This window comes from Caballeronia concitans (genome assembly GCF_001544615.1).
Lineage (GTDB): Bacteria > Pseudomonadota > Gammaproteobacteria > Burkholderiales > Burkholderiaceae > Caballeronia > Caballeronia concitans.
In genome coordinates this window covers 89,725-113,104 of record NZ_FCNV02000014.1, presented here as the reverse complement: position 1 = coordinate 113,104, position 23,380 = coordinate 89,725, and the positions used below count along the sequence as shown (strand labels likewise).

24 protein-coding genes are annotated in these 23,380 nt (G+C 62.7%); 11 read left to right on the top strand and 13 right to left on the bottom strand.

Translation table 11 applies throughout. The annotated features are described in order from the left end of the window. Positions 1 to 18: 18 nt before the first annotated feature. Together AWB72_RS24555 and AWB72_RS24550 are read right to left on the bottom strand one after the other, a co-directional pair. Positions 19 to 1,002, bottom strand: coding sequence for a transketolase family protein (locus AWB72_RS24555; protein WP_040053484.1), 984 nt, complete (start codon positions 1,000 to 1,002; stop codon positions 19 to 21). Beyond that, complete coding sequence (locus tag AWB72_RS24550; protein WP_040053483.1) at positions 999 to 1,847, bottom strand: transketolase; 849 nt, start codon at positions 1,845 to 1,847, stop codon at positions 999 to 1,001. The genes AWB72_RS24555 and AWB72_RS24550 overlap by 4 nt, the downstream gene beginning before the upstream one ends. 143 nt (positions 1,848 to 1,990) lie before the next feature. Here AWB72_RS24550 and gcvA point away from each other — a divergent pair, with 143 nt between their 5' ends. Both gcvA and AWB72_RS24540 read left to right on the top strand, forming a co-directional pair. Next, positions 1,991 to 2,878 carry a transcriptional regulator GcvA gene (gene gcvA / locus AWB72_RS24545; RefSeq protein WP_040053482.1) on the top strand — a complete coding sequence of 296 codons (888 nt, stop codon included), beginning with the start codon at positions 1,991 to 1,993 and terminating at the stop codon, positions 2,876 to 2,878. Between the two features lie 243 nt (positions 2,879 to 3,121). After that, positions 3,122 to 4,222, top strand: coding sequence for an NADH:flavin oxidoreductase/NADH oxidase (locus AWB72_RS24540; protein ID WP_040053481.1), 1,101 nt, complete (start codon positions 3,122 to 3,124; stop codon positions 4,220 to 4,222). 36 nt (positions 4,223 to 4,258) lie between these two features. On the opposite strand, the gene AWB72_RS24535 is transcribed toward AWB72_RS24540, so the two are convergent. Both AWB72_RS24535 and AWB72_RS24530 read right to left on the bottom strand, forming a co-directional pair. Beyond that, positions 4,259 to 6,439 (bottom strand): TonB-dependent receptor, encoded by a 2,181-nt coding sequence (locus AWB72_RS24535; RefSeq protein WP_040053480.1) that lies wholly within the window; start codon positions 6,437 to 6,439, stop codon positions 4,259 to 4,261. A gap of 186 nt (positions 6,440 to 6,625) precedes the next feature. Then, positions 6,626 to 6,976, bottom strand: coding sequence for a MarR family winged helix-turn-helix transcriptional regulator (locus AWB72_RS24530; protein WP_040053479.1), 351 nt, complete (start codon positions 6,974 to 6,976; stop codon positions 6,626 to 6,628). A 35-nt stretch (positions 6,977 to 7,011) separates the two neighbouring features. Here AWB72_RS24530 and AWB72_RS28675 point away from each other — a divergent pair, with 35 nt between their 5' ends. Then, positions 7,012 to 7,467 (top strand): hypothetical protein, encoded by a 456-nt coding sequence (locus AWB72_RS28675; RefSeq protein ID WP_143754681.1) that lies wholly within the window; start codon positions 7,012 to 7,014, stop codon positions 7,465 to 7,467. Between the two features lie 89 nt (positions 7,468 to 7,556). On the opposite strand, the gene AWB72_RS24520 is transcribed toward AWB72_RS28675, so the two are convergent. The 3 genes from AWB72_RS24520 to AWB72_RS28980 form a co-directional block, all read right to left on the bottom strand. Further along, positions 7,557 to 9,215: a response regulator gene (locus tag AWB72_RS24520; protein ID WP_159459402.1), complete on the bottom strand. Its 1,659-nt coding sequence runs from the start codon at positions 9,213 to 9,215 to the stop codon at positions 7,557 to 7,559. Positions 9,216 to 9,222: 7 nt separating this feature from the next. Next, the gene (locus tag AWB72_RS24515) at positions 9,223 to 10,734 is read right to left on the bottom strand and encodes an ATPase domain-containing protein (RefSeq protein ID WP_040053477.1); all 1,512 of its coding nucleotides are present in this window, start codon (positions 10,732 to 10,734) and stop codon (positions 9,223 to 9,225) included. Between the two features lie 284 nt (positions 10,735 to 11,018). Next, the gene (locus AWB72_RS28980; protein ID WP_159459401.1) at positions 11,019 to 11,270 is read right to left on the bottom strand and encodes a hypothetical protein; all 252 of its coding nucleotides are present in this window, start codon (positions 11,268 to 11,270) and stop codon (positions 11,019 to 11,021) included. Between the two features lie 522 nt (positions 11,271 to 11,792). On the opposite strand from AWB72_RS28980, the gene AWB72_RS24505 reads away from it, so the two are divergent. Then, positions 11,793 to 12,917 carry a sensor histidine kinase gene (locus AWB72_RS24505; protein WP_040053475.1) on the top strand — a complete coding sequence of 375 codons (1,125 nt, stop codon included), beginning with the start codon at positions 11,793 to 11,795 and terminating at the stop codon, positions 12,915 to 12,917. Positions 12,918 to 12,983: 66 nt separating this feature from the next. Here the strand turns inward: AWB72_RS24505 and AWB72_RS24500 are convergent, their stop codons facing one another. Then, a complete protein-coding gene (locus AWB72_RS24500) occupies positions 12,984 to 13,688 on the bottom strand; it encodes an SDR family NAD(P)-dependent oxidoreductase (RefSeq protein ID WP_208863184.1) in 705 nt (234 codons plus the stop codon). A 92-nt stretch (positions 13,689 to 13,780) separates the two neighbouring features. Then, the gene (locus AWB72_RS24495) at positions 13,781 to 15,346 is read right to left on the bottom strand and encodes an MFS transporter (RefSeq protein WP_052450156.1); all 1,566 of its coding nucleotides are present in this window, start codon (positions 15,344 to 15,346) and stop codon (positions 13,781 to 13,783) included. Between the two features lie 104 nt (positions 15,347 to 15,450). Here AWB72_RS24495 and AWB72_RS24490 point away from each other — a divergent pair, with 104 nt between their 5' ends. Both AWB72_RS24490 and AWB72_RS24485 read left to right on the top strand, forming a co-directional pair. Then, a complete protein-coding gene (locus tag AWB72_RS24490; RefSeq protein ID WP_040053474.1) occupies positions 15,451 to 16,323 on the top strand; it encodes a LysR family transcriptional regulator in 873 nt (290 codons plus the stop codon). Between the two features lie 106 nt (positions 16,324 to 16,429). Continuing rightward, positions 16,430 to 17,590, top strand: coding sequence for an acyl-CoA dehydrogenase family protein (locus tag AWB72_RS24485; protein WP_040053473.1), 1,161 nt, complete (start codon positions 16,430 to 16,432; stop codon positions 17,588 to 17,590). A 27-nt stretch (positions 17,591 to 17,617) separates the two neighbouring features. Here the strand turns inward: AWB72_RS24485 and AWB72_RS24480 are convergent, their stop codons facing one another. Then, entirely contained in the window at positions 17,618 to 18,259 is a 642-nt protein-coding gene (locus AWB72_RS24480; protein WP_040053472.1) for a DUF1109 domain-containing protein, read from the bottom strand. Beyond that, positions 18,256 to 18,801: a sigma-70 family RNA polymerase sigma factor gene (locus AWB72_RS24475; protein WP_087128800.1), complete on the bottom strand. Its 546-nt coding sequence runs from the start codon at positions 18,799 to 18,801 to the stop codon at positions 18,256 to 18,258. Before AWB72_RS24475 ends, AWB72_RS24480 begins: the two co-directional genes overlap by 4 nt. A gap of 360 nt (positions 18,802 to 19,161) precedes the next feature. Between AWB72_RS24475 and AWB72_RS24470 the strand changes: the two genes are divergently transcribed. From AWB72_RS24470 to AWB72_RS24460, 3 genes are all read left to right on the top strand, one after another. Further along, positions 19,162 to 19,800: a cytochrome b/b6 domain-containing protein gene (locus tag AWB72_RS24470; protein ID WP_040053470.1), complete on the top strand. Its 639-nt coding sequence runs from the start codon at positions 19,162 to 19,164 to the stop codon at positions 19,798 to 19,800. A gap of 20 nt (positions 19,801 to 19,820) precedes the next feature. Continuing rightward, on the top strand, positions 19,821 to 20,597 hold the full coding sequence (locus AWB72_RS24465; protein ID WP_040053469.1) for a molybdopterin-dependent oxidoreductase: 777 nt from the start codon (positions 19,821 to 19,823) through the stop codon (positions 20,595 to 20,597). A gap of 64 nt (positions 20,598 to 20,661) precedes the next feature. After that, positions 20,662 to 20,895: a pentapeptide MXKDX repeat protein gene (locus AWB72_RS24460; RefSeq protein ID WP_040053468.1), complete on the top strand. Its 234-nt coding sequence runs from the start codon at positions 20,662 to 20,664 to the stop codon at positions 20,893 to 20,895. Between the two features lie 64 nt (positions 20,896 to 20,959). On the opposite strand, the gene AWB72_RS24455 is transcribed toward AWB72_RS24460, so the two are convergent. Next, positions 20,960 to 21,802 carry an anti-sigma factor family protein gene (locus AWB72_RS24455; RefSeq protein ID WP_244285734.1) on the bottom strand — a complete coding sequence of 281 codons (843 nt, stop codon included), beginning with the start codon at positions 21,800 to 21,802 and terminating at the stop codon, positions 20,960 to 20,962. Then, positions 21,799 to 22,332 carry an RNA polymerase sigma factor gene (locus tag AWB72_RS24450; RefSeq protein ID WP_040053467.1) on the bottom strand — a complete coding sequence of 178 codons (534 nt, stop codon included), beginning with the start codon at positions 22,330 to 22,332 and terminating at the stop codon, positions 21,799 to 21,801. Before AWB72_RS24450 ends, AWB72_RS24455 begins: the two co-directional genes overlap by 4 nt. A 165-nt stretch (positions 22,333 to 22,497) precedes the next feature. On the opposite strand from AWB72_RS24450, the gene AWB72_RS24445 reads away from it, so the two are divergent. Both AWB72_RS24445 and AWB72_RS24440 read left to right on the top strand, forming a co-directional pair. Beyond that, a complete protein-coding gene (locus tag AWB72_RS24445) occupies positions 22,498 to 22,731 on the top strand; it encodes a hypothetical protein (RefSeq protein WP_143754680.1) in 234 nt (77 codons plus the stop codon). A 129-nt stretch (positions 22,732 to 22,860) separates the two neighbouring features. Beyond that, positions 22,861 to 23,346: an Hcp family type VI secretion system effector gene (locus tag AWB72_RS24440; RefSeq protein ID WP_040053465.1), complete on the top strand. Its 486-nt coding sequence runs from the start codon at positions 22,861 to 22,863 to the stop codon at positions 23,344 to 23,346. Positions 23,347 to 23,380: the final 34 nt, after the last annotated feature.

Below are 23,380 nucleotides of genomic sequence, written 5' to 3'. Positions count from 1 at the left end.
GTTGTTGTCGATGAAGGCTTAGCCGAGCCAGCCTTTGATGGTGTTGCACATCGCTTCGGTCGAGATGCCGTAGCGATCGTGCAAGGTGGGTAGCGCGCCCGCGTCGAGAAACGCGTCGGGCAGGGCGATCTGGCGGAAGGGCGGCGTCACGCCCGCGCCGAGCAGGGCGCGCGCGACGGCTTCGCCGAGTCCGCCGATCGTCGTATGGTTTTCGGTGACGACCACCATGCGGCCGGTGCGCTTCGCTTCGCGCAGGATCGTCGCGGTGTCGAGCGGCTTGATCGTCGGGACGTGCAGCACGGCGACGTCGACGTTGTCCTGCCGGAGGGCCTTGGCCGTCTCGAGCGCGCGCATCGTCATGATGCCGGTGGAAATCATCAGCACGTCATTGCCGCCGCGCAAGAGCTTCGCTTTGCCGAGTTCGAACTGATAGCCGTATTCGTCGAGCACGGCGGGCACGTTGCCGCGCAACAGACGCGCATAGACCGGGCCCTTGTGCGCGGCGATGGCCGGAACCATCTGCTCGATGTCGAGCGCATCGCACGGGTCGATGACCGTCATGTTGGGCATCGCGCGCATCAGCGCGAGGTCTTCGGCGGCCTGGTGGCTCGGACCGTAGCCGGTCGTGAGTCCGGGCAGCGCGGCGACGATCTTCACGTCGAGGTTGTCCTCCGCGATCGTTTGATGGATGAAGTCGTAGGCGCGGCGCGTCGCGAACACGGCATAGGTCGTGACGAACGGCTGCGCGCCTTCGTGCGCCATGCCCGCGGCCGCGCCCATCAGCAGTTGCTCGGCCATGCCCATCTGGTAATAGCGCTCGGGAAATGCGTTCGCGAAGACATGCAGGTCCGTGTACTTGCCGAGATCGGCCGTCATGCCGACGACGTTCGCATTCGTGCGCGCGAGTTCGGCGAGTGCGTGGCCGAACGGTGCGGAACGCGTGACCTGTCCTTCGCCTGCGATGGACGCGATCATCGCGGAGGTTTTCAGTCGCGTATTCATGCCGGGCGTCCTTGTTCCAGCGCTTCGAGCGCGAGCTTCCACTCGTGCGGATCGACGCGAATGAAGTGATTCTTCTCGCGCTCCTCGAGGAACGGCACGCCGCAGCCCATCTTCGTGTCGCACACGATGATGCGCGGCTTCGCCTCCTTCAGGTTGCGCGCGTTGTCGAATGCCGCTTTCACGGCGCGGATGTCGTTGCCGTCGATGCGTTGCGTGTACCAGCCGAATGCTTCGAGCTTCTCGACGAGCGGCTCGAATGCCATGACCTGCGTCGAGGGACCATCGGCTTGCTGGTTGTTCACATCGACGATGGCGATGAGGTTGTCGAGTCTCCAGTGCGCGGCGGACATCAGGCCTTCCCAGATCGCGCCTTCATCGAGTTCGCCGTCGGAGAAAAGCGTGTAGACGAAGGATGTTGAGCCCTTGCGCTTCAGACCGAGACAGCGGCCGACTGCGATCGTCAGGCCCTGACCGAGCGAGCCGCCGGACATTTCCATGCCGGGCGTGTAGCTCGCCATGCCGGACATCGGCAAACGGCTGTCGTCGCTGCCGTAGGTTTCGAGTTCGTCTTCGGGCAACACACCCGCTTCGAAGAGCGCGGCGTAGAGCGCGATCGCGTAGTGACCGTTGGACAGAAGAAAGCGATCGCGCTCTTCCCATGCGGGATCGTCGGGGCGGTGATTCATCGCGCCGAAATAGGCGACCGCGAGCACGTCGGCGATATCGAGCGCCTGGCCGATATAGCCCTGGCCTTGCACCTCGCCCATCAGAAGGGCGTTGCGCCGAATGCGATGCGCATGCTCCGCGAGTTGCGCGATGTCGTTGTTCACGCGTGTTGTCTCCATCGTTTTATTGGCGGCCCGCGCGACTCCGGGTATTCCCTCGAACGCGGCGGCCAGTGAGTAGGTTCAAGCGTATTGCTTTAGACAGCCGCGCTCAAACGAATTAAAGTGGCGCATCGTTGAATTGAATTCATCCGAGCACTGCAATGCACAATCGCGTGACGCTCAAGTCCATACAAGCGTTCGAGGCGGCGGCGAGGCTCTCCTCTTTCGCGCTTGCAGCAGAGGAACTGTTCGTGACGCCGTCCGCGATCAGCCATCAGATCAAGCTGCTGGAAGAGCAGTTGAGCCTGAGGCTCTTTCATCGCGTGCATCGCGCGGTGATCCTCACCGACAGCGGCCGGCACTATGCGGAAGAGATCGGCGCGGCGTTCGCGCGCATCGAGAAGGCGACGCGCGACATCGGGCGCGTGGCCAAGAGCGACATCCTCACCGTGCATTCGACGCCGAGCTTCGCCACGCAATGGCTGATGCCGCGGCTCGCGCGCTTTTCGTCGCGGCATCCGGACATCGATTTGCGGCTGAATGCGTCGAACGATCCCGTCGATCTGACGCGTGAGTCCGTCGATATCGACTTGCGATACGGCGCGCGCAGGCTGCAACCGGCGGGCACGCTGGTGCTCGACCTGCCGTCGGAGACCATCGTGCCGCTGTGTTCGCCGGCGCTGATGGAAGGGAAGCATCCGATTCGCACGGTGGCGGACCTGAAGCATCACACGCTGATTCACAGCGAGAATTGTCTGGTCGGATGGCGCGACTGGATGCGTATGCATCGGAAGACGCCGCTCGACATTTCGCGCGGACCGCGCTTCGATCGCTCGTTCATGGCGATCAGCGCGGCGGTCGATGGAGTCGGCGTGTGTCTGGAGAGTCTGCTGCTCGTGCAGCGCGAGCTCGATGCGGGAAAGCTCGTCGCGCCGTTCGGGTTCGACGGGTTGAGCGTGAATGGGTATACGCTGAACTTACTCAAGTCGTCGGTGGACCTGCCGAAAGTGAAGAGCTTTCAGGACTGGCTTTTTGAAGAGCTGGAATAGCCCGGCGGATATCGGCGGATTATGAGTTGCAATCGCTCCGACACGAGTTTGCACAACGGTGTTAATTGGTAGTGCGTATGAAATGGGACGGACCGCGCGGTCATTCGCAGCCATCCTCGAATTGAACTGCGCCCGTTGTACGCCGTGACTGGGAAATCGGTCTCGCGACCGCGTGCCGAGCAGAGATTCACGTTTACCCTTATGCTTCCTCTTCCGCATGATCTGGGCTCACCCGAACACACTATGTCCGCACTCTTTTCACCGATCGAACTCAAAGACGTCAAGCTCCGCAATCGCATCGCCATTCCGCCGATGTGCCAATACCGCGCCAACGACGGCTTCGTCAACGACTGGCATCTCGCACACTACGCAAGCATCGCCCGTGGCGGCGCGGGCCTCGTGATCGTCGAGGCCACCGGCGTCGCGCCGGAAGGCCGCATCACGCCGGGCTGCACCGGGCTCTGGGACGATGCGCAAATCGAAGGAATGGCGCGCATCGCCGCTGCGATCAAGGCAGCCGGCGCCGTGCCGGGCATTCAGATCGCGCACGCGGGACGCAAGGCAAGCGCCAATCGCCCGTGGGAAGGCGACGACCATATCGCCGCCGACGACCGGCGCGGCTGGGACACCCTCTCGCCGTCGGCAATCGCATTCGGCGCCAACTTGCCGAAGCTGCCCAAGGCAATGACGCTCGCGGACATCGAGCGGGTCAAGGCGGATTTTGCAGCCGCCGCCCGTCGCGCGAAACAAGCCGGGTTCGAGTGGCTCGAGTTGCACTTTGCGCACGGCTATCTGGCGCAGAGCTTCTTTTCCGTCCACGCGAATCAGCGAGACGACGAGTACGGCGGCGATGCCGTCCGTCGCGGCCGCTTCCTGCGCGAGACTTATCAAGCGGTCCGCGAAGTATGGCCGGAGCGCCTGCCGCTCACGGCGCGCTTCGGGGTCATTGAATACGACGGTCGCGATGAAGAGACGCTGCAGGAGTCGATCGATCTGGTGAAGGCGCTGCGCAGCGACGGTCTCGACATGCTGAGCGTGAGCATCGGATTCTCCACGCCCAAGGCGAGCATTCCGTGGGGGCCGGCGTTTCTCGCGCCCGTCGCGGAGCGTGTCCGGCGCGAGGCAAAGATTCCGGTGTCCTCGGCTTGGGGCTTCGACTCGCCGGTCAACGCGGAACGCGCCGTGTCGCAGGAGCAGCTCGATCTGGTGATGATCGGTCGCGCGCATCTGGCCGATCCGCACTGGCCGTATCACGCGGCGAAGAAGTTGAAGATCGACCGGCCGTCGTGGGTGCTTCCCGCGCCCTATGCTCACTGGCTGGAACGGTACGCGGTCGCCGAGTAAGGCTCATCCGCATCGCGATGCGCGCCGCCGCGCGCATCACCAGAAGTAAGTCGCCTTCACGCCGAACGTGCGCGGGGCGGCGAACGCATAGCGGTACGAGTCATCGAACGTGTACTCCTCGGCGGCCGTGAACACACGCTGATTCGTCACGTTGCGGACATACGCCATCAACTCGATGTCCTTGCGGTTCGGCATCCAGGTCGCCGAGAGATCGGCGGTCAGATACGGCTTCTGGTAATCGTCCGCGTAGTTGTAGACCGTGAAGTGCTGGCCGCTCTGGAACTTCGCGTCCACGCGGCCGACGATGCGTCCCGCCGCCGTCGTCCACGCATGTTCCAGTCCGAAGCCGACGGTGAACGCCGGGCTCTGCGGCGGCGCATTGCCGGCGAGCTGCACATTCTGGCCGCTGCCGTCGTCGACGACGAAATCGGTGAAGCGCGCGTGCAGCCACGCCACCGATAGCGTCACCAGACCGACGTGATCGACGAGCGCGCGGATATCGGCGTCGGCGCCATAAATGCGCGTGCGCCCCGCGTTGACGATGCTCGTTCCCGTGCGCCCGTCCGCGAACGGCACGAGCTGCGAGATCTGCTGGCCCGAATAGTCATAGTCGAAGACGCTCGCGTTGATCTGCACGCGCTGCGAATTCCACAACGACTTCGTGCCAATCTCGATGCCTCTCAGCGTCTCCGGCGCATACGATCCCGACGAAGAGAAGCCGCCCGACTTGTAGCCGGTGTCGTAGCGGATGTAGTTCATCACCGCCGAGGTGGGCGCGTATTCGGCCGCGAGGTGCACCGTCGGCTTCGACCAGGTGCCGGAGTTGTCCTGCGGCACGTGCGTATACACGAACGGCGGCTCGTTCGAATTGGCGTAGAAGTATTCGCCGTCGCGGCTCTTTTCGTCGCGGGTGACGCGGATGCCCGCGGTCAGCTTGATCTTGTCGGTGACGCGGTACGACGACTGGCCGTAGGCCGCCGTCGATGTCGTGCGGATGCCGTAGGCGAACGCGAGCGTGGGCAGATACACGCCGCCGTCGAACGGCGATTCGTTCGCGCTGTTGAGCGATGACGATTCTCTGAAGTACGACACGCCCGCTTGCCATGACCACCGCTCATTGCCGAGCGAGCTCACGCGCACTTCCTGATTCAGCGTCTTCGGAAACTCGTTCTGCCGGTACGACACCGGTTCGGCGAAACTCGGGCTGCTGTCTGCTGCGTGACGCCAGGTCAGATTGTCGTAGCTGCCGATATAGCTCAGCTCGACGTTGCGGAAGTCATAAGCGACGGTCCATCGCGCGGTCGTGTCGTCGATGCTTTGCGATTGCGGCGTCGCATACGTGAAGGTGCGCGGATCGGCCGGGAAGGGCGGCTTGTCGTGCGAGACATTGCCGTTCGCGTCGTAGATATAGGGAATATCGAGCGAGACGGGGCCGACGCCCTTCAATGTCGTCTGTTGCGCGGTGAACAGCATGCGCAGATGCGACGTCGGCTCGAGCGCGACGGAGAGCCGTCCGGAGCGCGTGTTCTCGTCGTCACCGTCCGCCTGAGGCGCATTGTTCAGATAGCCGTCGTGCCGTCGCGAGATGGCGGCCACGCGAAACTGCAGGACGTCGTTCATCGGAACGTTGACCATCGCCTCCAGGTTGCGCGTCGCGTAGTTGCCGAGATCGACGGACGCGCGGCCCTCGAAAGTGCGCGATGGTTTCGCCGTCACGATATCGACGATGCCGCCCACCGCGTTGCGCCCGTACAGCGTGCCTTGCGGTCCGCGCAGCACCGAGATGTGGTCGAGATCGTAGAGCGTGGCGCTCAATGCATACGGGCGATTGTTCGAGCTGCCGTCCGTCACGACGACCACGGACGGATCGCCGACCTCGGTCGTGTCGCGACTGGAGATGCCGCGAATCGTCAGCACGGGCACGACCGTCTGCACCTGCGCATAGCTCAGGTCCGGCGCGATCGTGGCAAGCGACTTGATATCGCTCACGCCTGTGCTGTCGATGAAGGCATCGCCATAGACGCTCATGGCGACAGGCGTGCGCTCTTCGGGCGCGGGCAGCTTTTCCGCCCTGACGATGACCGGCTTCAACTGTTGCGCGCCTGCATCGCTTTCATCCGCGCGAGCACCGGCAGAAAGAACGAGGCTCAGGAATAGCACGCTCGCCGCCGTCGAAGCATGGCGGCGATAAACGACTTCGGTACTCGGGAAGGACATGACAATCGCGGTCTGGATGCAGCACAACACCTGCGATTGCTACAGAGGCTGTCGGATACTGCTGGCCATCCCCGCTCTCCGGAGGGAATTCGGCCTGGGTGGAAAAATTTACTGCGCGTGTGCGCCGGAAAGCGACGAATTATAACGTTCCCTGCACAGCTTTGTGGTAAGGCGTTGCCGCGACGCCTAGCGTTGCTTCGCCTCTTCGAGACACGCCGCCAGCTTTTCGAAATACTCCAGCGCCTCGGGCGTCGGCGCGACCGTCTTGATGCGCAGATCGCCGCTGGTCTCGTCGACGGATACGAGACCCTGGTTCTTCAGACTCTTCAACTTGCGATGCACGGTGGCCGGCGCGCCGGCAGCCGATAGCGCCATCGTTTCCGTGACCGTCAGCGCGCGCCCCGCATGCCACGACGCCGTGAGTGCTTCCAGGAGACGTGCTTCGAGGGCGTCGAGTTTCGGCACCGAGGGCAACGCCTGGACCGCGTGAGCCAGATTCAGGAAGCGGAAATAGGCATCGAAGCTCTTTGGGGCCATGTGGAAACCATTGAAAGGGATGATTCGGTCATAGCATGGGGGCAAAAAAAAAGAAGATCGAGCGATGCCGCCGTGCTTATCAAAATGATAAGCAAATGCTAACATCATCCGCGAAGCAAGGGCATCGGGAAGACGCGAAGCGTTCACCTGCCAGAGTTGTCATCAGGGGCACGACCGTGGTTCAACAACGCGACTTCACTCACATCACAGAACCTTTCATCGAGCGGGAAATCGATCATCTGGCAAGGATGATCCGCTCCCGGCACTGGCATCGCAGTGTCGCATGGCCGGTGTCGTATTGGCGCGAACGCATCGAGAGCTTGCGCCAGGCGCCCGCCGCGTCGCCGGTTCAGCGGGCGCAACTGCTTTCGCTGCTCGATGAACTCGAGCGAATCGCGGCACAGCTCAATTCCTCTTCGACGTCGACGCACGGCGACATTCTGCACATCGGTGGCCATCCGGTCCGCGCGGCCATCGGCAACGCACGGTGATGGTTCGTGGACGCCGGCAGAAACTCGGGTCGTTCGCCGACGAGCGCAGCGACCTGATTCACCGACGGCGGCGCAGAACGCCATACGCATCAGTTGGGCGATGGCCCCGACGACGACTTCACAATGACCGCGACCCGCTCAAGCAAGGCATTCATTGCGAAGGGCTTGGTCAGCATGTGTGAATTTCGATCCAGTTGTTGTTCGAGCGACACTTGCTGTTGCGCATAACCGGTGATGAAAAGCACCTTCAACTCGGGCAGAGAAACGCGCGCCCGTTCGATCATCTCAACGCCGTTCATTCGAGGCATGCCAACGTCGGTCACGACGATATCGATGGTCGCTCCGGAGTGCAGGACTTCAAGCCCCTCGACGCCATCGTTTGCTTCGATCACCTCGTATCCTGCATCGCGGAGAATTTCAGCCAGGAGCGTTCGTACACCCGTCTCGTCGTCGACCAGCAGTACGGTCAGGGTGGCGGGCAATGCGACTGCGGTGCGGGCCGAAGCGGCATCCTGCGTAGCGGCTCGCGCTGCTTTCAGTTCAGGCAACCATAGGCGCACCGTGGTTCCTTGACCGGGTGCCGTGTCGATGCTCGCATGCCCTTGCGATTGTCGTGTAAAGCCATAGACCATCGACAGACCGAGCCCCGTTCCTTTACCCATCGGCTTCGTGGTGAAGAACGGATCGAAGGCGCGTTCCGCGACCTCCGGCGTCATTCCCTCTCCGTTGTCGGTTACCGCGACCGAGACGTAATCGCCCGGCGCGAGTCCGAAGCGCCTGGCACGATGTTCATCGAGCGTTGCATGATCCGTATCGATGTGGAGCTGGCCGCCATTCGGCATGGCGTCGCGTGCGTTGATGCACAGGTTGAGCAACGCATTCTCGAGTTGCGGCGGATCGCAGTGAGTCAGCATCGGATCCGCATGCAGCCTTGTCTCTACCTTGATGGTGGGACCGACGGTGCTCTTCACCAGGTCCGATATTTCGAGCACCAGCCTGTTCACGTCCACCGGCTTTGGATCGAGCGTTTGCTGGCGGGAAAACGCGAGCAGACGGTGCGTCAGTGCGGCGGCCTTCTCGGTTGCGCCCGAGACATTGTGCGCGTAGCGCCCAAGATCAGTGACATTTCCCTGTCTGATTCGCAATTTGATTAGTTCGGTATTCGAACTAACTATCTGGAGCAGGTTATTGAAGTCGTGCGCGAGGCCGCCCGTCAACTGACCGATTGCTTCCATCTTCTGCGACTGCCGCAGCGTGGCTTCAACTTCCATCAAGGCAGCGGTTCGCTCTTCCACGCGCGCCTCGAGATCTCGCGCGGCCAGCTTCATTTCCAGCAGATGAGCGCGCGTCTCGTGCTGGCGTGCGCGCGCTCTCACAATGCCGCGCGCGGCGCTCTCGAGATCTTCCCGATGCAGCGGCCGAGTGAGCAGCGTGACGTTGCCCAGACTCTTGAAGAGTGCCCAGCGCTTGCGGCTGCTCGCACGGTTACCGGCGACGGTCAGGATAATGACCGGCAGGTCGGACCAGACCGGCTGCTGACGAAGTGCGCCGGCAAGCGCGAGTTCATCGACCAGCGCCTCCTCCGTCACGAAAAGGCCGGCGAACTCCTCGCCATCCTCCGCGGCCAGACGCGCACCCAGCTCGTCCAGGCTGGCGAGAATGCGCGTCTGCAGATCGATTGCGTTGATCGCGTGCGCGATGGTCTCCGCATCGGCGCCCGACGGCGCGCAGATCGCAATGGCACCCATGATGGGGCTAGCTCGTCGATTCATCGCGTGTTCCGTCGTCGGGCACCGCGTCCAGCAGTTCCTCATGCGCACCGGTGTAGACGGGCACCCCTGTGAATATGCCGCGCAGCTCGGTCAGTTCGGGGCCGACTTGCATGCCTGAAGAGGACAGCCGATATTCATGGATCGCGAGATCGTGGGCGCCGGTGCGACGCTTGACGATGGCCAAGGCGCGACGCAGGGTGCCTGCTGCCTCGAAGAAGCGGCAAAGCACCACGGTGTCGCTCAGGAAGCTCAGATCGATGGGATTCTCGACATCGCCCACTACGCCTTGTTGCGCAAGCACGAGGATCGTCACGATGCCCTGCTTGTTGAGGTAGCTGAGCAACTCGTGCAAGTGCAGTATCAGCGACTGTTCTTCGGGCATCGTGCTGAGATACGAGTTGATACTGTCGATCACGACCACGCGAACTCTGCGGCCTTCGACGTCTCTTCTCACTTGCCAGACAAACTCACCGGGAGAAATCCGCGACGGATTCATGCGCCGCCAGTGGAACTTCTCGGCACGGATTGCTTCGGTGGGATCGAGGTTCATCGATTCGTTGCGGCGCAGGAACGTCTCATAGGTTTCATCGAAAGAGAAGAAGCTTGCGGATTCGCCCGTTCGCGTGGCGGCGAGCGCATAGCTCATCGCGAGTGTGGACTTCGCCGCGCCGGAAGGGCCGATCAACATGGTTGTCGTTCCGCGATCCAGTCCCTGTGGAAACACACCATTCAGGTCCTCGAACACACTGAGGAGCGGTGCGCCCTGCACGACGCCCTCATGCTCCTCGGCAATCAGACTGGGAAAGACCAGGATTTCCCCCGTGACGATCGCATAGTCGTGCCATCCGCTCTGGAAATCGACACCGCGCATCTTCGCAATGCGCAGACGCCGCCGCGCCGCGCCGTAGTCGCGCTCGAAGAGGCGCAACGACAGCACGCCATGAACGAGACTGTGAAGATCGCCCTTGTCTGTTTCGGTCAAGTCGTCCAGCAGAAGGACTGTGACGTTCTTTCCCTGGAGATATCGCTTGAGCGAAGTCATCTGCAGACGGAATTGCAGAGGATCCTGCGCGAGCATCCGCACTTCGGAGACGCTGTCGATAATGATTCGGTCGGGATTCGATCGCTCGATTCGATCGATCAATTGCTCGATGGTCTTCCCAAACTGCACTTCTGCCGGGAACAGCACCGTTTGCTGCCGCTCGGGAAGCGCCTCCTCAGGTATGAGTTCGAAGAATTCGATGCCGTCGGTATTCCATCCATGCGTGCTCGCGGTGGTCTTCAACTCTTCGGTGGACTCCGATAGCGTGACATACAGGCATCGTTCGTCACGGCTTATGCCATCGAGCAGGAAGCGAAGACCCAGCGTGGTTTTCCCGGTGCCCGGGGCTCCCTCGATGAGATGCAGGCGGTTCCTGGGAAGCCCGCCACGAAGAACGACGTCCAGTTCCGGAATGCCTGTTTCAATAATTGGAAGTTTTGACTGCTCAGACATACGACGCGCCTAATCAAAGGTAGAAACGCGGTGAATGGCAAGTTTCGGTCCTGCCTCTCTTCGGAACTGACAGTAACTTTGGGGACTTGCGTTCGCGCCATAGGGCATGGGTACTGCCGTTGTCTTGCGAGTGCTTGACCGAAGCTTTCAAGGTTCATTCTTGAGCCGTGTCAGCCGCCGCGCTGATTTCGCTTTCGCGTCGCTTCCAGTGTCATGCGTTCGACCAGAACGCTTAAACGCCTCTACGAGCGGTCGTTGCGATCCAACTCTGTCTGAAAAAATGACTAGAACAGTAAGTTGACGGATGTTGAAAGCAGCGTCCAGTCGCGCTGCCGTGTCGCTCTCGGCACGCGCTTCTTTATGAAACAGCGAGTGAGTGCCCGCAGCGGCCGGCCGACAATCGACACTGACCGGATTGCCCGGCTTTGACGCTCCGTCATCAACGAGCATGGCAATGCGGTCTGCAAATTGCTCAAGGCGATTTCGTCAAGGAATGACTTCCCCGGTTCGATGAATGGAGCAACGATGAAGTCCACGGACGTTCTTTTCCTCATTGAATCTCTGGAACGACGTGCACGAGAGGAGCCCGAGTGGGCAGAGTGGCTTTTGACGCGCGAAGTCCATCAAATAGCCTGGCTTTGTGAAGAGTGGCTTCATTGCGACCTCGAACTCAGGCAATGCCTCGCCGTGGTTCGCTCGTACCTGATCCTGCGACAGCCGTACGCTGCACTGACTCGTCTTCAGGCGACCATGCGGCGGCTCGCTGACAACAACGCGTCGGAACAAAACATGGACAGCTTGTGCGTCAGTGAGTTATTCGGTGAGTTAGCCAGTAATAAAGCACTAGCCGACCGAATGCCGCGAGGGATTGCACCGACATGCGCCAATGCATTAACTCGTCTGGAAGGATCACCGAGAGCAGGTAAGTAATGCATGTTTCGTCCACTCGGACTGAGTAAATTGCACGCGCCGAGAGAGATTTTCGTTAAGATGCAGGGCAAAATCCTCATGCAAACCCGGCAGGCCGCAGTGCGACCGTCATTGAGCCCAGAGTGGAAATGGACCTCTCCGCCTTCATCGAACAAGAAATCCCGACAATCGTCACAGAGTGGGCGGAGCAGGCGTTGCGTCTGGCGGGCAAGGGGCGGCCGCTGTCCGTCATCGATCTGGAAAAAGCCGGTGTGCAACTGCTGTCCAGCGTGGCCGCGGACATGCGTACCCTGCAAGAGGGCGCCAGCCAGGTTGCAAAGTCACGCGGTGAGTTCGCCGAGGCACCTTCAGCCGTCAAGGACGCCGCCCAACGACACGCCGACGACCGACTGTCGCAGGGCTTCAGCCTCGACGACATCATCGCGGAATATCGCGCGTTGCGTGCAACGGTCCTGCGTTTGTGGCAGGAGACGGATTCGGGCGGGGCAGCCGCCTTCCAGCAGATGATTCGATTCAACGAGGCCATCGATGAAGCGCTGACGGAGTCCGCCCGCGAGCATCAGAAGCGCACGGAGAAGGAACGCACCCTGTTGTCGGGCATTCTCGCGCACGACCTGCGTTCTCCGTTGTCTGCCATTACCAATTCGGTCGAGTTGATCGGCCGCGTCCCCGGCACGCCGCCGATCGTCATAAAGGCCGCCGACAATGCGCGGCGCAGTGCTTCGCGCATGAAGCGCATGATCGATGACCTTCTCGATTTCACGCGCGATCGTTTGGGGGAGGCGTTGCCGATGACGGTCTCCCCGCAAGACCTCGAGCAACTGTGTCAACACGCGCTCGAAGAAGTGCGCGCATCCTACCCCGACGCTGCGATCCAACTCACCATCAGCGGCGATATGAGCGGCGTGTGGGATGGCGCGCGCCTCAGTCAGATCCTGGTGAATCTGCTCGTCAACGCGGTTCAACATGGAAGGGGCGAGGTGCACTTAAGGGCGATCGGTGAAGACGAGACGGTACGAATCGAAGTATCGAACGCGGGAGACCCTATCCCGGATCATGCAATGCGCGCGCTTTTCGATCCGCTGATGCGAACCTACACCGCTCCTGAGCGGCGCGGCGCGGCGGCGGGCCTCGGCCTCGGTCTCTACGTTTGCGACTGCGTAGCCAGGCTTCATCATGGAACGATCGAAGCCGAGTCCGGCGCGGATGTGACGACTTTCTCGGTGACGCTGCCGCGCGTCACCCATGCGTGACTGCTTGTTTCTCGGCTTCAGCGCCTCGGTCCACATCGACAAGCAACACCCGCCGTCACCCACGCGTCAAACCCGCCCGCTCACCGGAATCGACGCGCCGGTAATGCATTGCGCCTCGGGCGAAAGCAGAAACGCGATCACCGCGCCCAGTTCTTCCGCCTTCACCCAGCGGGAGAAATCCGCGTCGGGCATGTCGCGGCGATTCGGCGCGGTATCGATGATCGACGGGAGCACCGCGTTCACCGTCACGCCACGGTCCTTGAGTTCTTCCGCGAGCGCCTCGGTGAAGCGGATCAGCGCGGCCTTCGACGCCGCGTAGGCGCCCATGCCCGTGCCGGCCTTCAGCGCGGCGAGCGCGCCGACATTGACGATGCGCCCGCCTTCCTGTGCGCTCAATGGCGCGAGCGCCGCCTTCGATGCGTTGAGCGCGGTCTTCACATTCACGTCGAACATCGATTGCCATGTGTCGACGCTGCCGTCCGCGATCGTCTCCCACGCAAACGCACCCGCGACGTTCACGAGCGCATGGAGTCCGCCCATCCGCTGAACGATCGTATCGATTGCCCGGTGCGCCGCGTTCGCATCCGTCAGGTCGATGCCCGTCACCATGCATGCATCGGCGAGCGGCGGGGGCAGCGCATCGGCCTTGTCGCTTCGTCCGATCAGCGCGATGCGCGCGCCGCGTCCGGCCAGCACGCGCGCCGTCGCACGTCCCAGGCTGCCGAAGCCGCCCGTGACGGCGACGATCTTTCCTTCGAGGCTGTTCATCACGATGTCACTCCGGTTGCATGGCGCCAGATGAAGCATAGGACGGAATGCTGCGCGCCGCGAAACCGAGCTTCATGAGAATGCGTTAAACCGCGTTATTCCGGCAACGCTGATCCGGCTTTCCCCTGCGCTTGCGCGCTGCTTTCGGTCCGCACGCGCCCGCCGAGCAGCCAGACCGCCGCCGCGATCGTCAGCGCGCAGATGCCCGCCACGCCGAGTGCCGCAGAGAAGCCGCTCGCGAAACTCGCGCGTGCGATCGCGGCGACCGCTGCGCCCGCCGGGCCGCTCAGGTTTGCGCCGGCATGCGCGAGATCGCCCGCGAGGAGGCGGGAAAGAAAGGCCGCGTCGAATCCGTTACCGGCCTGCACGAAATCGCCCGCGTGCGAATCGAGTGCGGCTTGCGTACGTGTCGCGAGCACCGCGCCGAGCACGCCAACCGACGTGACGATGGCGGTAAAGCGCGTGGTCGTGCTGATGCCCGAAGCCATGCCGGTGCGATTCGGCGGCACGCACGCCATGATCGCCTTCTGCGTATCGCCATTGAGCACGCCCGCGCCGAGCCCGGTAACGATCATCCCGACAGCGATCAACGCGTAGTTGGACATGCCCGCGAACAGCGCCGTCAGCAGATTGCCCGCGCCGATGATCGTAAGCCCGAGCGTCAACAGCGCCATGCCCGGCACGCGCTTGCCGAGCGCCGCGCCGATGTAGGGCCCGACGACCATCGCGATCGCGAACGGCAGCATGCCGATACCCGCGCGCACCGCCGGCAGGCCGAATGCGTTCTGCAGATAAAGCGGCAGGAAGGTCATCATGACCTGCGCGCATGCGGCGTAGCCGAACATGGCGAGCACGGCGGCGACGAAGCGCGGCTGGCGGAACAGCGCGAGGTCAATCATCGCGTGGGCGCGCGAGCGCTGTACCCGCACGAAGACGACGAATAGCACCGCGCACGCCGCCAGACGCGCCTCGGTGCGCCAGCTCGCCCAGCCGTCCGCTTGCGCGTCGATCAGCGCCCAGATGCCGAGTGCGAGCGCGGCGGCGAACAGCGCGCTGCCCGCGAGGTCGAGTGCGCCTGCTTCGCGGTTGCGCGATTCGCGCATGCCGCGCCACGCGCAGGCCGCGAGCAGCGCGCAGATCGGCAGGTTCATCAGGAAGATCCAGCGCCATCCGGCCCATTGCGTGATGACGCCGCCGACGAGCGGCGCGATGGTCGTCGACACGCCCATGCACGTGCCCCACACCGCCCACGCACGCGCCGCGCCTTCGTGGAAGGTATTCGCGATGATCGCGAGCGCCGACGTGAGCAGCATCGCCGCGCCGACGCCCTTTGCCGCGCGCGCGACGTTCAGCGCGACCGCCGACGGCGCGAGCCCGCAGCCGAGCGACGCCAGCGAGAACACGGCAAGCCCGGCGATCAGCATCCGCTTGCGGCCGATGCGGTCGGCGAGCGCGCCGGCGGGCAACAGGCACGCGGCGAACGCAACCATATACGCGCTGACGACCCATTCGACATCGGCGAAGCCCGCGTGAAAATCCCGCGCGATGGACGGCAGCGCGACCGCGACGACATTGGTATCGAGCGTGATGAGCGCGCACGTCGCGGACGCGGTGAGCAGCACGAAGCGGGCAGAACCCGCGCGTTCTTTCGTTTCGGACATGAGGTGGGCGGAAGGACTATTCGATACGCCGATGCTAGAGCCGATCGTCTTTCCCGTCATTGGCATAGAATCGCTGAATAATTAACGAATTCGTAAATACCGAAATGTCCGTTGAACTGCGTCATGTGCGCTGCTTCCTGAGTGTCGCGAGGCATCTGCATTTCGCGCGCGCCGCGGAAGAACTCGGCATCGCGCCGCCCGCGCTCACCCGGCAGATTCAGGAAGCGGAGCGGCTGCTCGGCGTGCGCCTCTTTCATCGCACGAAGCGTTCGGTCGAACTGACGGCGGCGGGCGTCGCCTATCTCGACGAAGCCGCGACCGCGCTCGATCATCTCGCGCGCGGCGCCGAACGCGCGGCGCTGGCGGAGCGCGGGGAAGTGGGCAAGATCGTGATCGGCTATGTCGGGTCGGCGGTGTATTCGGGCGTGCTTCAGACGACCGTGCGCGGCTTTCGCGCGTGCTTTCCGCAGGTCGAGATCGGCATCGAGGAAATCGTGATGCGCGACGCCGGTGCGCTGCTGGGCGACGGGCGCATCGACATCGCGTATGTGCGGCCGCCCGTGCCTCAACCGGAGGGCGTGGAGGCGCGCACCGTGCATCGCGATGCGTTCATCGTCGCGTTGCCCGCCGATTCGCCGCTGACGGCGAGCAGCGTCATCGCGCCGGCGCAGTTGCGCGATCAGGCGTTCGTGGTTCCGGAGCAGGAATCCGGCACGCTCGAAGTGGCGCGGCGCGGACGCTTTCCGGCGCGCATCGTCGCGCGGCCGGGCACGCTCGCCGCCGTGCTCGCGCTCGTGTCGCTGGGCGGCGATGTCGCTGTCGTGCCGCGTTCGCTCGCGCAGTGCGTGACGGTGCCGGGCGTGGAGTATCGGGAGATCGCGGGGAAGGCGGTGCCTTCGGAAGTCGCGATGATGTACCGGCGCTTCGAGCGGGCGGCGGCGGTGCGGGCGTATCTGGATTTCGCGGCGCGAGCATAAGGCGCGCTTGCGTGGAGATAGACGACGTGGCGCAAGGTATCGACCGCACTGCCGTTGTCATGGTGCATCGATGCGCGAACAATGTGCCTCATTCACAGGAGATGTCATGTCACTCGATAACGAAACCTTTAAGCTTCTCAAAGACAGCGTGCATCGCTTCGTGCGAGAGCGACTCATGCCCGCCGAGGATTATGTCGAAGAGCATGATGAGGTTCCCGTCGATATCGTGACCGACATGAAGGAACTAGGACTGTTCGGCATCTCCATTCCCGAGGAGTACGGCGGCATCGGCCTGAGCCTGGCGCAGGAGTGTGAAGTCGCCTATGAACTCGGCCATACCGCACTCGCGTTCCGGTCGGTGGTGGGGACGAACATCGGTATCGGCTCGCAAGGCATCTTGATGGACGGGACGCCCGAGCAGAAGGCCGAGTATCTGCCTCGCATCGCGAGTGGGGACTTGATCATTTCCTTTGCGCTGACGGAGCCGGATGCCGGTTCGGATGCGGCGTCGATCAAGACAAAGGGCGTGAAAGAGGGAAATGCGTACGTTCTCAACGGCACCAAGCGTTTCATCACGAACGCAACGCGTGCCGGTGCGTTCACGCTGATGGCCCGTACCGAAGGAGCGGGTGCAAGCGGCATCAGCGCGTTCATCGTTCCCGCTGATTCGCCGGGGCTTTCACTCGGCAAGCCCGACAAGAAAATGGGGCAACGCGGCACCAAGACGTGCGACGTCAATCTGGACAACGTGCGCGTGCCCGCGGCCAATATCATCGGTGGCGAACCGGGCAAAGGCTTCAAGACGGCGATGAAAGTGCTGGATCGCGGCCGTCTTCACGTTTCAGCACTCGCATGTGGAATGGCGAGCCGCATCCTGCAGGAAAGCGTGGCCTATGCTCAACAACGCAAGCAATTCGGTCAGCGCATCGGCGACTTTCAACTCGTACAGGCGATGCTGGCGGACAGCCAGGCCGAACTGCTGGCCGGCTGGTCGCTGGTTCAGTCCGTGGCGAGCCGTTACGACGCGAAGCCATTCGGCGTGAGCGATCCCGAAGTCAGCATGCAAGCGTCTTGCGCAAAGATGTTCACTACTGAGATGGTGGGCCGCGTGGCAGACCGTGGCGTTCAGATCCACGGCGGTTCCGGGTATATCAGCGAGTACAAGGTCGAACGTTTCTACCGCGACGTTCGCTTGCTGCGCCTCTATGAAGGCACGACTCAGATTCAGCAGTTAGTCATCGGCAAGCATTTGATGAAGGCTTCGTGAGCATGAGTCGGCGACGCTCGACGCCGCCTACCATCGCAAGAGCCGCGGCCCCAGCCATGCGCCGATGAGCGCCGGCAGCAACATGCCGATTGCGTACCACACGCCCCAGAACGCGGGGCTCATCTCCGGGCAATGCAGGCAGTAGACGATGGTCGCGGTCGAACTCGCCAGCAATCCCGCGACGGCGCCGGCGAGCCGCAGGCGCGTCGGTGCGAGCGATTGCATCGCCCACATCGCGGCGGGAAACGTCGGCACCGAGAGCAGCAGGATGTTGAACGGGCAGGTGCGCCACGTATGCCCGAGCACGAGCGCCGAGCGCGCGGTGGAATCCGCTGCGTCCAAAACCAGCCAGCCGCCGATCCACACCGCGACGAAAGGCAACGCGACGATCGCCCATGAATAGCCGATACGCCCGCCCGGGCGGCCGATGCGGTCGATAACGAGCATCGCGCCGATGGCCGTCGCCAGCGGAAACGCGAGCTTCGCCCAAAAGATTCCCGTGCGCGCGACGATGCCGATGTCGTGCCGCACGCCGAACACGATGCTCATCAGAACGAGCGAGCCTGCCGCGCCGAGCAGCAGCGCCTGCGCGAAGCGGCGCGACGCGACCGTGCGATCGACGCGCGTCACCTGATTCGAGAGGAGCGTGATGAGTTCGTCGGTTTTCATCGGAGTCCCCGAATTTTTGCGGCGAGTGCCTTGAGACCGCGATGCACGCCCACTTTCACGGCCGATTCGGAAAGACCCGTGATCCGCGCGGTCTCCGTCACTGACATTCCCTCCAGTTTCATATGAACGATCGGCAGGCGCTGCTTGTCCGGCAGATGTTCGAGCAATTTCCCGACGTCGTGGCGCGCCTCTGCCGGTTCGTCATCGATGGCGGCGAGCAGTTCCTCGTGATCGTCGAGCGGAACGTTCAGCGAGTCGCGGCGCGCATGAGCGCGGAAGAAGTCCATCAGCTTGTAGCGGGCAATGGCGTGCAGCCACGCCGTCAACGGCTCATCCGGACGATACGTGTGACGCGCGTTATGAACGGCCAGCAGAATTTCCTGCACGAGGTCTTCGACATCTTCGGGACGACGCGCGATGCGCTTGCGCAGATAGCCGCGCAAATGCCGCGTGAGGTCCTGCAGAAAGCCGCGATATGCGCTCTGGTCGCCATCGAGTCCGCCGATGAACAGCGCTTTCAGCCGGCTTTCCGCATCTTGCAACATGGTTCCTGTGTATCCGGTGCGACGGGACGAAGTAAGGAATGAAGAAGCAGCGGAAGACCACACGCCCGCCGCAGCAAACGCGAGACGGCCGTCATGCCGTGGTTCGATCGCTTCAGGGTAGCCGAAGCCGTGACTCGTCTCAATAGCGCCTTCCTGATTCATGTCGTCGTTCACCTCCTGCTCGAAGTTAGTTCGCTGCCTGGCCGTCGCGCGTTACAGCGTGGCTGTAACTTTTTTCGGGCAGCGGACGAACTCACCTGACGAAGACGCAAATTCAATGAAACGTCTGTAACCGGCGATGCATCCGCGACGAACTAACCGGTAACCGACTCACAGGCCGACCATCGAGGTGACGATATGGAAACGATCAAAGCGCCCGTTTCATCCGCGCACGAACGCTCGCGCCGCGATGCGCCGATTCATCCGCTATGGCTGCGCGTGACGCACTGGCTCAACGCATTGGCCGCGCTCATCATGATGTTGTCCGGCTGGCGCATCTACGATGCATCGCCGGTGTTCAGGCAGATCGTCATTCCGCCTTCGATCACGCTCGGCGGCTGGCTCGGCGGCGCGTTGCAGTGGCATTTCGCGGCGATGTGGCTGCTGGTCTTCAACGGCATCGTCTATGTAGTGCTGAACGTGGCGAGCGGCCGGTTCTTCGCGAAGTTCTTTCCGCTGTCGCCGCGCGCCGTGCTGCGCGATCTCGCCGCTGCATTGAGCGGCAAGCTCTCGCACGCCGACCTGCGCCAGTACAACGCGGTGCAGAAGCTCGCTTATCTCGCAGTCATCGTCGATCTGTTCGTGATCGTGCTGTCGGGACTCGCGATCTGGAAATCGGTGCAATTCCCGCTGCTGCGCGAGCTGATGGGCGGTTACGACAACGCGCGCATCGTGCATTTCTGCGCGATGGCGTTCATGGCGGCATTCGTCGTCGTGCATGTGGCGATGGTCGCGCTCGTGCCGCGCTCGCTGCTCACGATGCTGCGCGGCCGCTGATGCAACCCGGACCTGATGCCATGAAAACCGACCACAAGCGAATCATCAACGTGGATCGCGCATCCGTGCTGGCCGATGCGCACCGCGAACTCGACAACCCTTCGCGGCGCCTCTTCGGCAAGCGCGTGCTGACGCTGGGCGGGCTGTCGCTTCTGACCGGCTGCTCGCTGACCGACGACAAATCGGTGAACACATTCCTCGCCGCCGTATCGCGCCTGAACGATCGCGCGCAGGCGTTGCTCTTCGATCCGAAGCGGCTCGCGCCGACTTACACCGAGGCGCAAATCACGCGGCCGTTTCCATTCAATGCGTTCTATGGAATCGACGACGTGCCCGAAGTGAATGGCGACGACTATCGCCTGAAAGTGAGCGGTCTCGTCACGGGCCAGCGCGTATGGACCTTGCCGGAGCTTTACGCGCTGCCGCACGCGGAGCAGATCACGCGGCATATCTGCGTCGAAGGGTGGAGCGCGATCGGGCGCTGGGGCGGCACGCCGTTCTCGGACTTCTTGCGTCGCGTGGGCGCGGATACGACGGCGAAGTACGTGGGCTTTCGTTGTGCCGACGACTACTACGAGAGCATCGACATGCCCACGGCGCTGCATCCGCAGACGCTCTTGACCTTCGAATACGACGGCGAGCGTCTGCCCGCGAAGTACGGCTATCCGATGAAGCTGCGCATGCCGACCAAGCTCGGCTACAAGAACCCGAAGCACATCGTCGAGATATTCGTCACGAACACGTATCCGGGCGGCTATTGGGTCGACCAGGGATACAACTGGTTCGGCGGCTCCTGAGCGCCGCGCCATCCACCGGTTCCGGATTGTCCGGATGCCATGCAAGACTCACCAAGGAGAAGCAATGAAGCGATTGATGACGGCAGTGCTCGCAGCGGCGCTTTCGATTGGCGCGATGAATGTGTTCGCCCAGGCGAGCGGCGCGATGTCGAACGACGCCATGTCGAAAGACTCGATGTCGAAAGACTCGATGAAGAAGGGCGCCATGTCTCACGACTCGATGGGCAAGAGCGACAAGATGAAGAAACACGATGCGATGGGCAAGGACCATCCGGCATCGGGCGCGATGTCTCAGTAACGCGCAAGGGAAGGGGACCGGGCGCGCAGACAAGCCCGGTCCCTTTTCTCGCTCCTCTATTCGATCAACTATCACGCGATACGTCCGCGTCGCCGCTGCTATAGAGCGGAACGGTCTTCCCACTGGCGATGCTGTTGCCGACAGCCTGAAGATCCAGCGACGGCGCTTTCGCCAGCAGCACATAAGCGAGCCGGTTCGTGCGCCACGTGACCGTCTTCATTTCCCCGACCTGACCGGCGTGCACCGGCGCGTCACCCTTGTTTTCCTCGATCACGCACAACGCGACCGGATCGCCGCGCTCCGGCAGATACACCATCTGAATCAGCGGGCGATCATGGTAATTCAGGCGCTGCACGCGCTTGAACTTGAGACCGGCCTCACGCAGATCCGGAACATCGATCGGCATGCCATCGCGTTGATGGATGTCGGCGAGCACTTGCTGCGTGCTGACCTTGTCTTCCCGCAGATTCGAGACCGTGTCGCGCCCGTACAGCACCTGATAGTCGGCCACGCTCTGCACCCACGGATCGGCGCCGCGATTGAACGGGTTGTAGCCGCCGAGATAGCCGGTCAGCACGCCCGAGCAGATCGCGCCCGCGACGAATGCAGCGGCGGCCCACTGCATCGGGAACATGGAGAAACGGCGCGAGCCGCGCGAACGCTTGCGCTCTTGCGTCGTGCTCACGCTCACCAATTCCTCGATGCGGCGCGTGAGGCTCTCCGGCACCGGCGGCACCGTTTGACGGTCGTACGCGGCGCGATACGGCAGCACCGACGCCTGCAGCGCCGCCGCGCGCGCCGCGAGTTCGTCGGAGTGCGCAATTGCCGCTTCGACTTCCGCGCGCTGCTCCGGCGAAAGCTCCCCGTCGACGTACGACATCAGCAGCGAATCATCGACATTCATCATAAGGATTCTCCTTTTCTACCTGCCCCCGGCGCCTGCACGCTGAAGCGCTGACCGATCGTCAGCCGCGCGCGTGAAAGCCGGCTCATGATCGTGCCGATCGGCACGTCGAGCACGTCGGCGGCCTCGCGATAGCTCAAGCCCTCGATCGCCACCAGCACCATCACGACGCGCTGTGCTTCGGGAAGCGCCTCGACCGCGTCGATCACCTGGCGATGCAGCAAATCCAGCTCCGGATTGCGCGCCGACGGATCGGCGAACGATTCGATTTCCTCGTCCTGCCAGTCCATGCTGCCGCGGTTACGGATCGAACGTGCGCGCAATTCGTTCATCCATGTCGAATGCACGATCGAAAAGAGCCAGCTCAACGTCGATGTGCCCGGCTGCAACTGACTGCGCCGCTCCAGCGCCCGCACGCAGGCGCGCTGCACGAGATCTTCGGCGTCGTGCTGGTTCTGCGTGAGCCGCAGCGCGAACCGCCACAGGCGCGGCAACAACGTCGGCAGAACGGTCGGCAGATCGTCGTCGTTCATCGGGGCAGCTCCTGTGATGGGCGCGCTCATGATTGACAACACTCGAGACGCCGATCTATTCCGCGAATTTTTCGATTTTTTTTGCGGAATAAGCGGACGGGGGCAGTTGTTTTCGGGTCACGGATCGCGCAACGGCGCGCACTCGAACCGAATAGGAGACAGATCATGGAGACCCTCCTCGACCGCGCACGACAGGCAGGCATGGCAGTCATGCTGGACGCGTGCATCGGACGCGAACGTTTTCATAGCATAGCCGCTTCGACAGCAACGCTCGCACGTTTTGCACAGCTTTGCGAAGCACCCGCCGTGAGCCGCGAGACGCTCGAACACTGGGCGGCGCTCTGCGAACGCGGCGACGTGGCAGCCGTGGCGGCGGCGATCCGCCAAGCGCTCGGCTAAACGTGCGGTGTGTCGAAACACGGCGAAGCATCGATATCAATTTGACATCCGAATTAAATCAATTTTCGCGATCAATGGCGACGCGAATTTTGCCTGTGCCGCAAGGCGCATTTTTCTCTGGAGACTGAAATGGCTTTCGACATGTTTCTCAAGCTGGGCGATATCAAGGGTGAATCTCTGGCGGTGGGTCATGCCGAAGAGATAGAGGTGTTCAGCTGGTCGTGGGGATGCGCCCAGACCGGCACGACGCACACCGGCACGGGCGGCGGCACCGGCACCGCGAATGTGCAGGACATCACGATCAGCAAGTACGTCGACAAAAGCTCGCCCACGATCGTGCAGTCGTGCTGCCAGGGCGTGCACATGCCCGAGGCCGTGCTCACGCTACGGAAGGCGGGCGGCAAGGACCCGGTCGAGTATCTGAAGCTCACGCTCAAGGAAGTGCTCATCAGCAGCCACTCGATGGGCGCGGGCGGCGGCGATCAGATCTCCGAGACGATCACGCTCAATTTCGCGCAATTCAACATGGAGTATCAGCCGCAGGACAACACCGGCGCGAAGAAGGGCGGCGTGGTGACGGGCAAGTGGAACATCCCGAAGAACAAGTCGGAATGAGCCGCCGCTTGACGGACTAAATCCCACGCCTCTC

What these genes read in the sequence shown, in the direction of transcription:
- AWB72_RS24555 (WP_040053484.1), bottom strand. Translation starts at nt 1,002, where the DNA reads ATGAATACGCGACTGAAAACCTCCGCGATGATCGCGTCCATCGCAGGC.
- AWB72_RS24550 (WP_040053483.1), bottom strand. Translation starts at nt 1,847, where the DNA reads ATGGAGACAACACGCGTGAACAACGACATCGCGCAACTCGCGGAGCAT.
- gcvA (WP_040053482.1), top strand. Translation starts at nt 1,991, where the DNA reads ATGCACAATCGCGTGACGCTCAAGTCCATACAAGCGTTCGAGGCGGCG.
- AWB72_RS24540 (WP_040053481.1), top strand. Translation starts at nt 3,122, where the DNA reads ATGTCCGCACTCTTTTCACCGATCGAACTCAAAGACGTCAAGCTCCGC.
- AWB72_RS24535 (WP_040053480.1), bottom strand. Translation starts at nt 6,439, where the DNA reads ATGTCCTTCCCGAGTACCGAAGTCGTTTATCGCCGCCATGCTTCGACG.
- AWB72_RS24530 (WP_040053479.1), bottom strand. Translation starts at nt 6,976, where the DNA reads ATGGCCCCAAAGAGCTTCGATGCCTATTTCCGCTTCCTGAATCTGGCT.
- AWB72_RS28675 (WP_143754681.1), top strand. Translation starts at nt 7,012, where the DNA reads ATGGGGGCAAAAAAAAAGAAGATCGAGCGATGCCGCCGTGCTTATCAA.
- AWB72_RS24520 (WP_159459402.1), bottom strand. Translation starts at nt 9,215, where the DNA reads ATGGGTGCCATTGCGATCTGCGCGCCGTCGGGCGCCGATGCGGAGACC.
- AWB72_RS24515 (WP_040053477.1), bottom strand. Translation starts at nt 10,734, where the DNA reads ATGTCTGAGCAGTCAAAACTTCCAATTATTGAAACAGGCATTCCGGAA.
- AWB72_RS24505 (WP_040053475.1), top strand. Translation starts at nt 11,793, where the DNA reads ATGGACCTCTCCGCCTTCATCGAACAAGAAATCCCGACAATCGTCACA.
- AWB72_RS24495 (WP_052450156.1), bottom strand. Translation starts at nt 15,346, where the DNA reads ATGTCCGAAACGAAAGAACGCGCGGGTTCTGCCCGCTTCGTGCTGCTC.
- AWB72_RS24490 (WP_040053474.1), top strand. Translation starts at nt 15,451, where the DNA reads ATGTCCGTTGAACTGCGTCATGTGCGCTGCTTCCTGAGTGTCGCGAGG.
- AWB72_RS24485 (WP_040053473.1), top strand. Translation starts at nt 16,430, where the DNA reads ATGTCACTCGATAACGAAACCTTTAAGCTTCTCAAAGACAGCGTGCAT.
- AWB72_RS24480 (WP_040053472.1), bottom strand. Translation starts at nt 18,259, where the DNA reads ATGAAAACCGACGAACTCATCACGCTCCTCTCGAATCAGGTGACGCGC.
- AWB72_RS24470 (WP_040053470.1), top strand. Translation starts at nt 19,162, where the DNA reads ATGGAAACGATCAAAGCGCCCGTTTCATCCGCGCACGAACGCTCGCGC.
- AWB72_RS24465 (WP_040053469.1), top strand. Translation starts at nt 19,821, where the DNA reads ATGAAAACCGACCACAAGCGAATCATCAACGTGGATCGCGCATCCGTG.
- AWB72_RS24460 (WP_040053468.1), top strand. Translation starts at nt 20,662, where the DNA reads ATGAAGCGATTGATGACGGCAGTGCTCGCAGCGGCGCTTTCGATTGGC.
- AWB72_RS24455 (WP_244285734.1), bottom strand. Translation starts at nt 21,802, where the DNA reads ATGATGAATGTCGATGATTCGCTGCTGATGTCGTACGTCGACGGGGAG.
- AWB72_RS24450 (WP_040053467.1), bottom strand. Translation starts at nt 22,332, where the DNA reads ATGAACGACGACGATCTGCCGACCGTTCTGCCGACGTTGTTGCCGCGC.
- AWB72_RS24445 (WP_143754680.1), top strand. Translation starts at nt 22,498, where the DNA reads ATGGAGACCCTCCTCGACCGCGCACGACAGGCAGGCATGGCAGTCATG.
- AWB72_RS24440 (WP_040053465.1), top strand. Translation starts at nt 22,861, where the DNA reads ATGGCTTTCGACATGTTTCTCAAGCTGGGCGATATCAAGGGTGAATCT.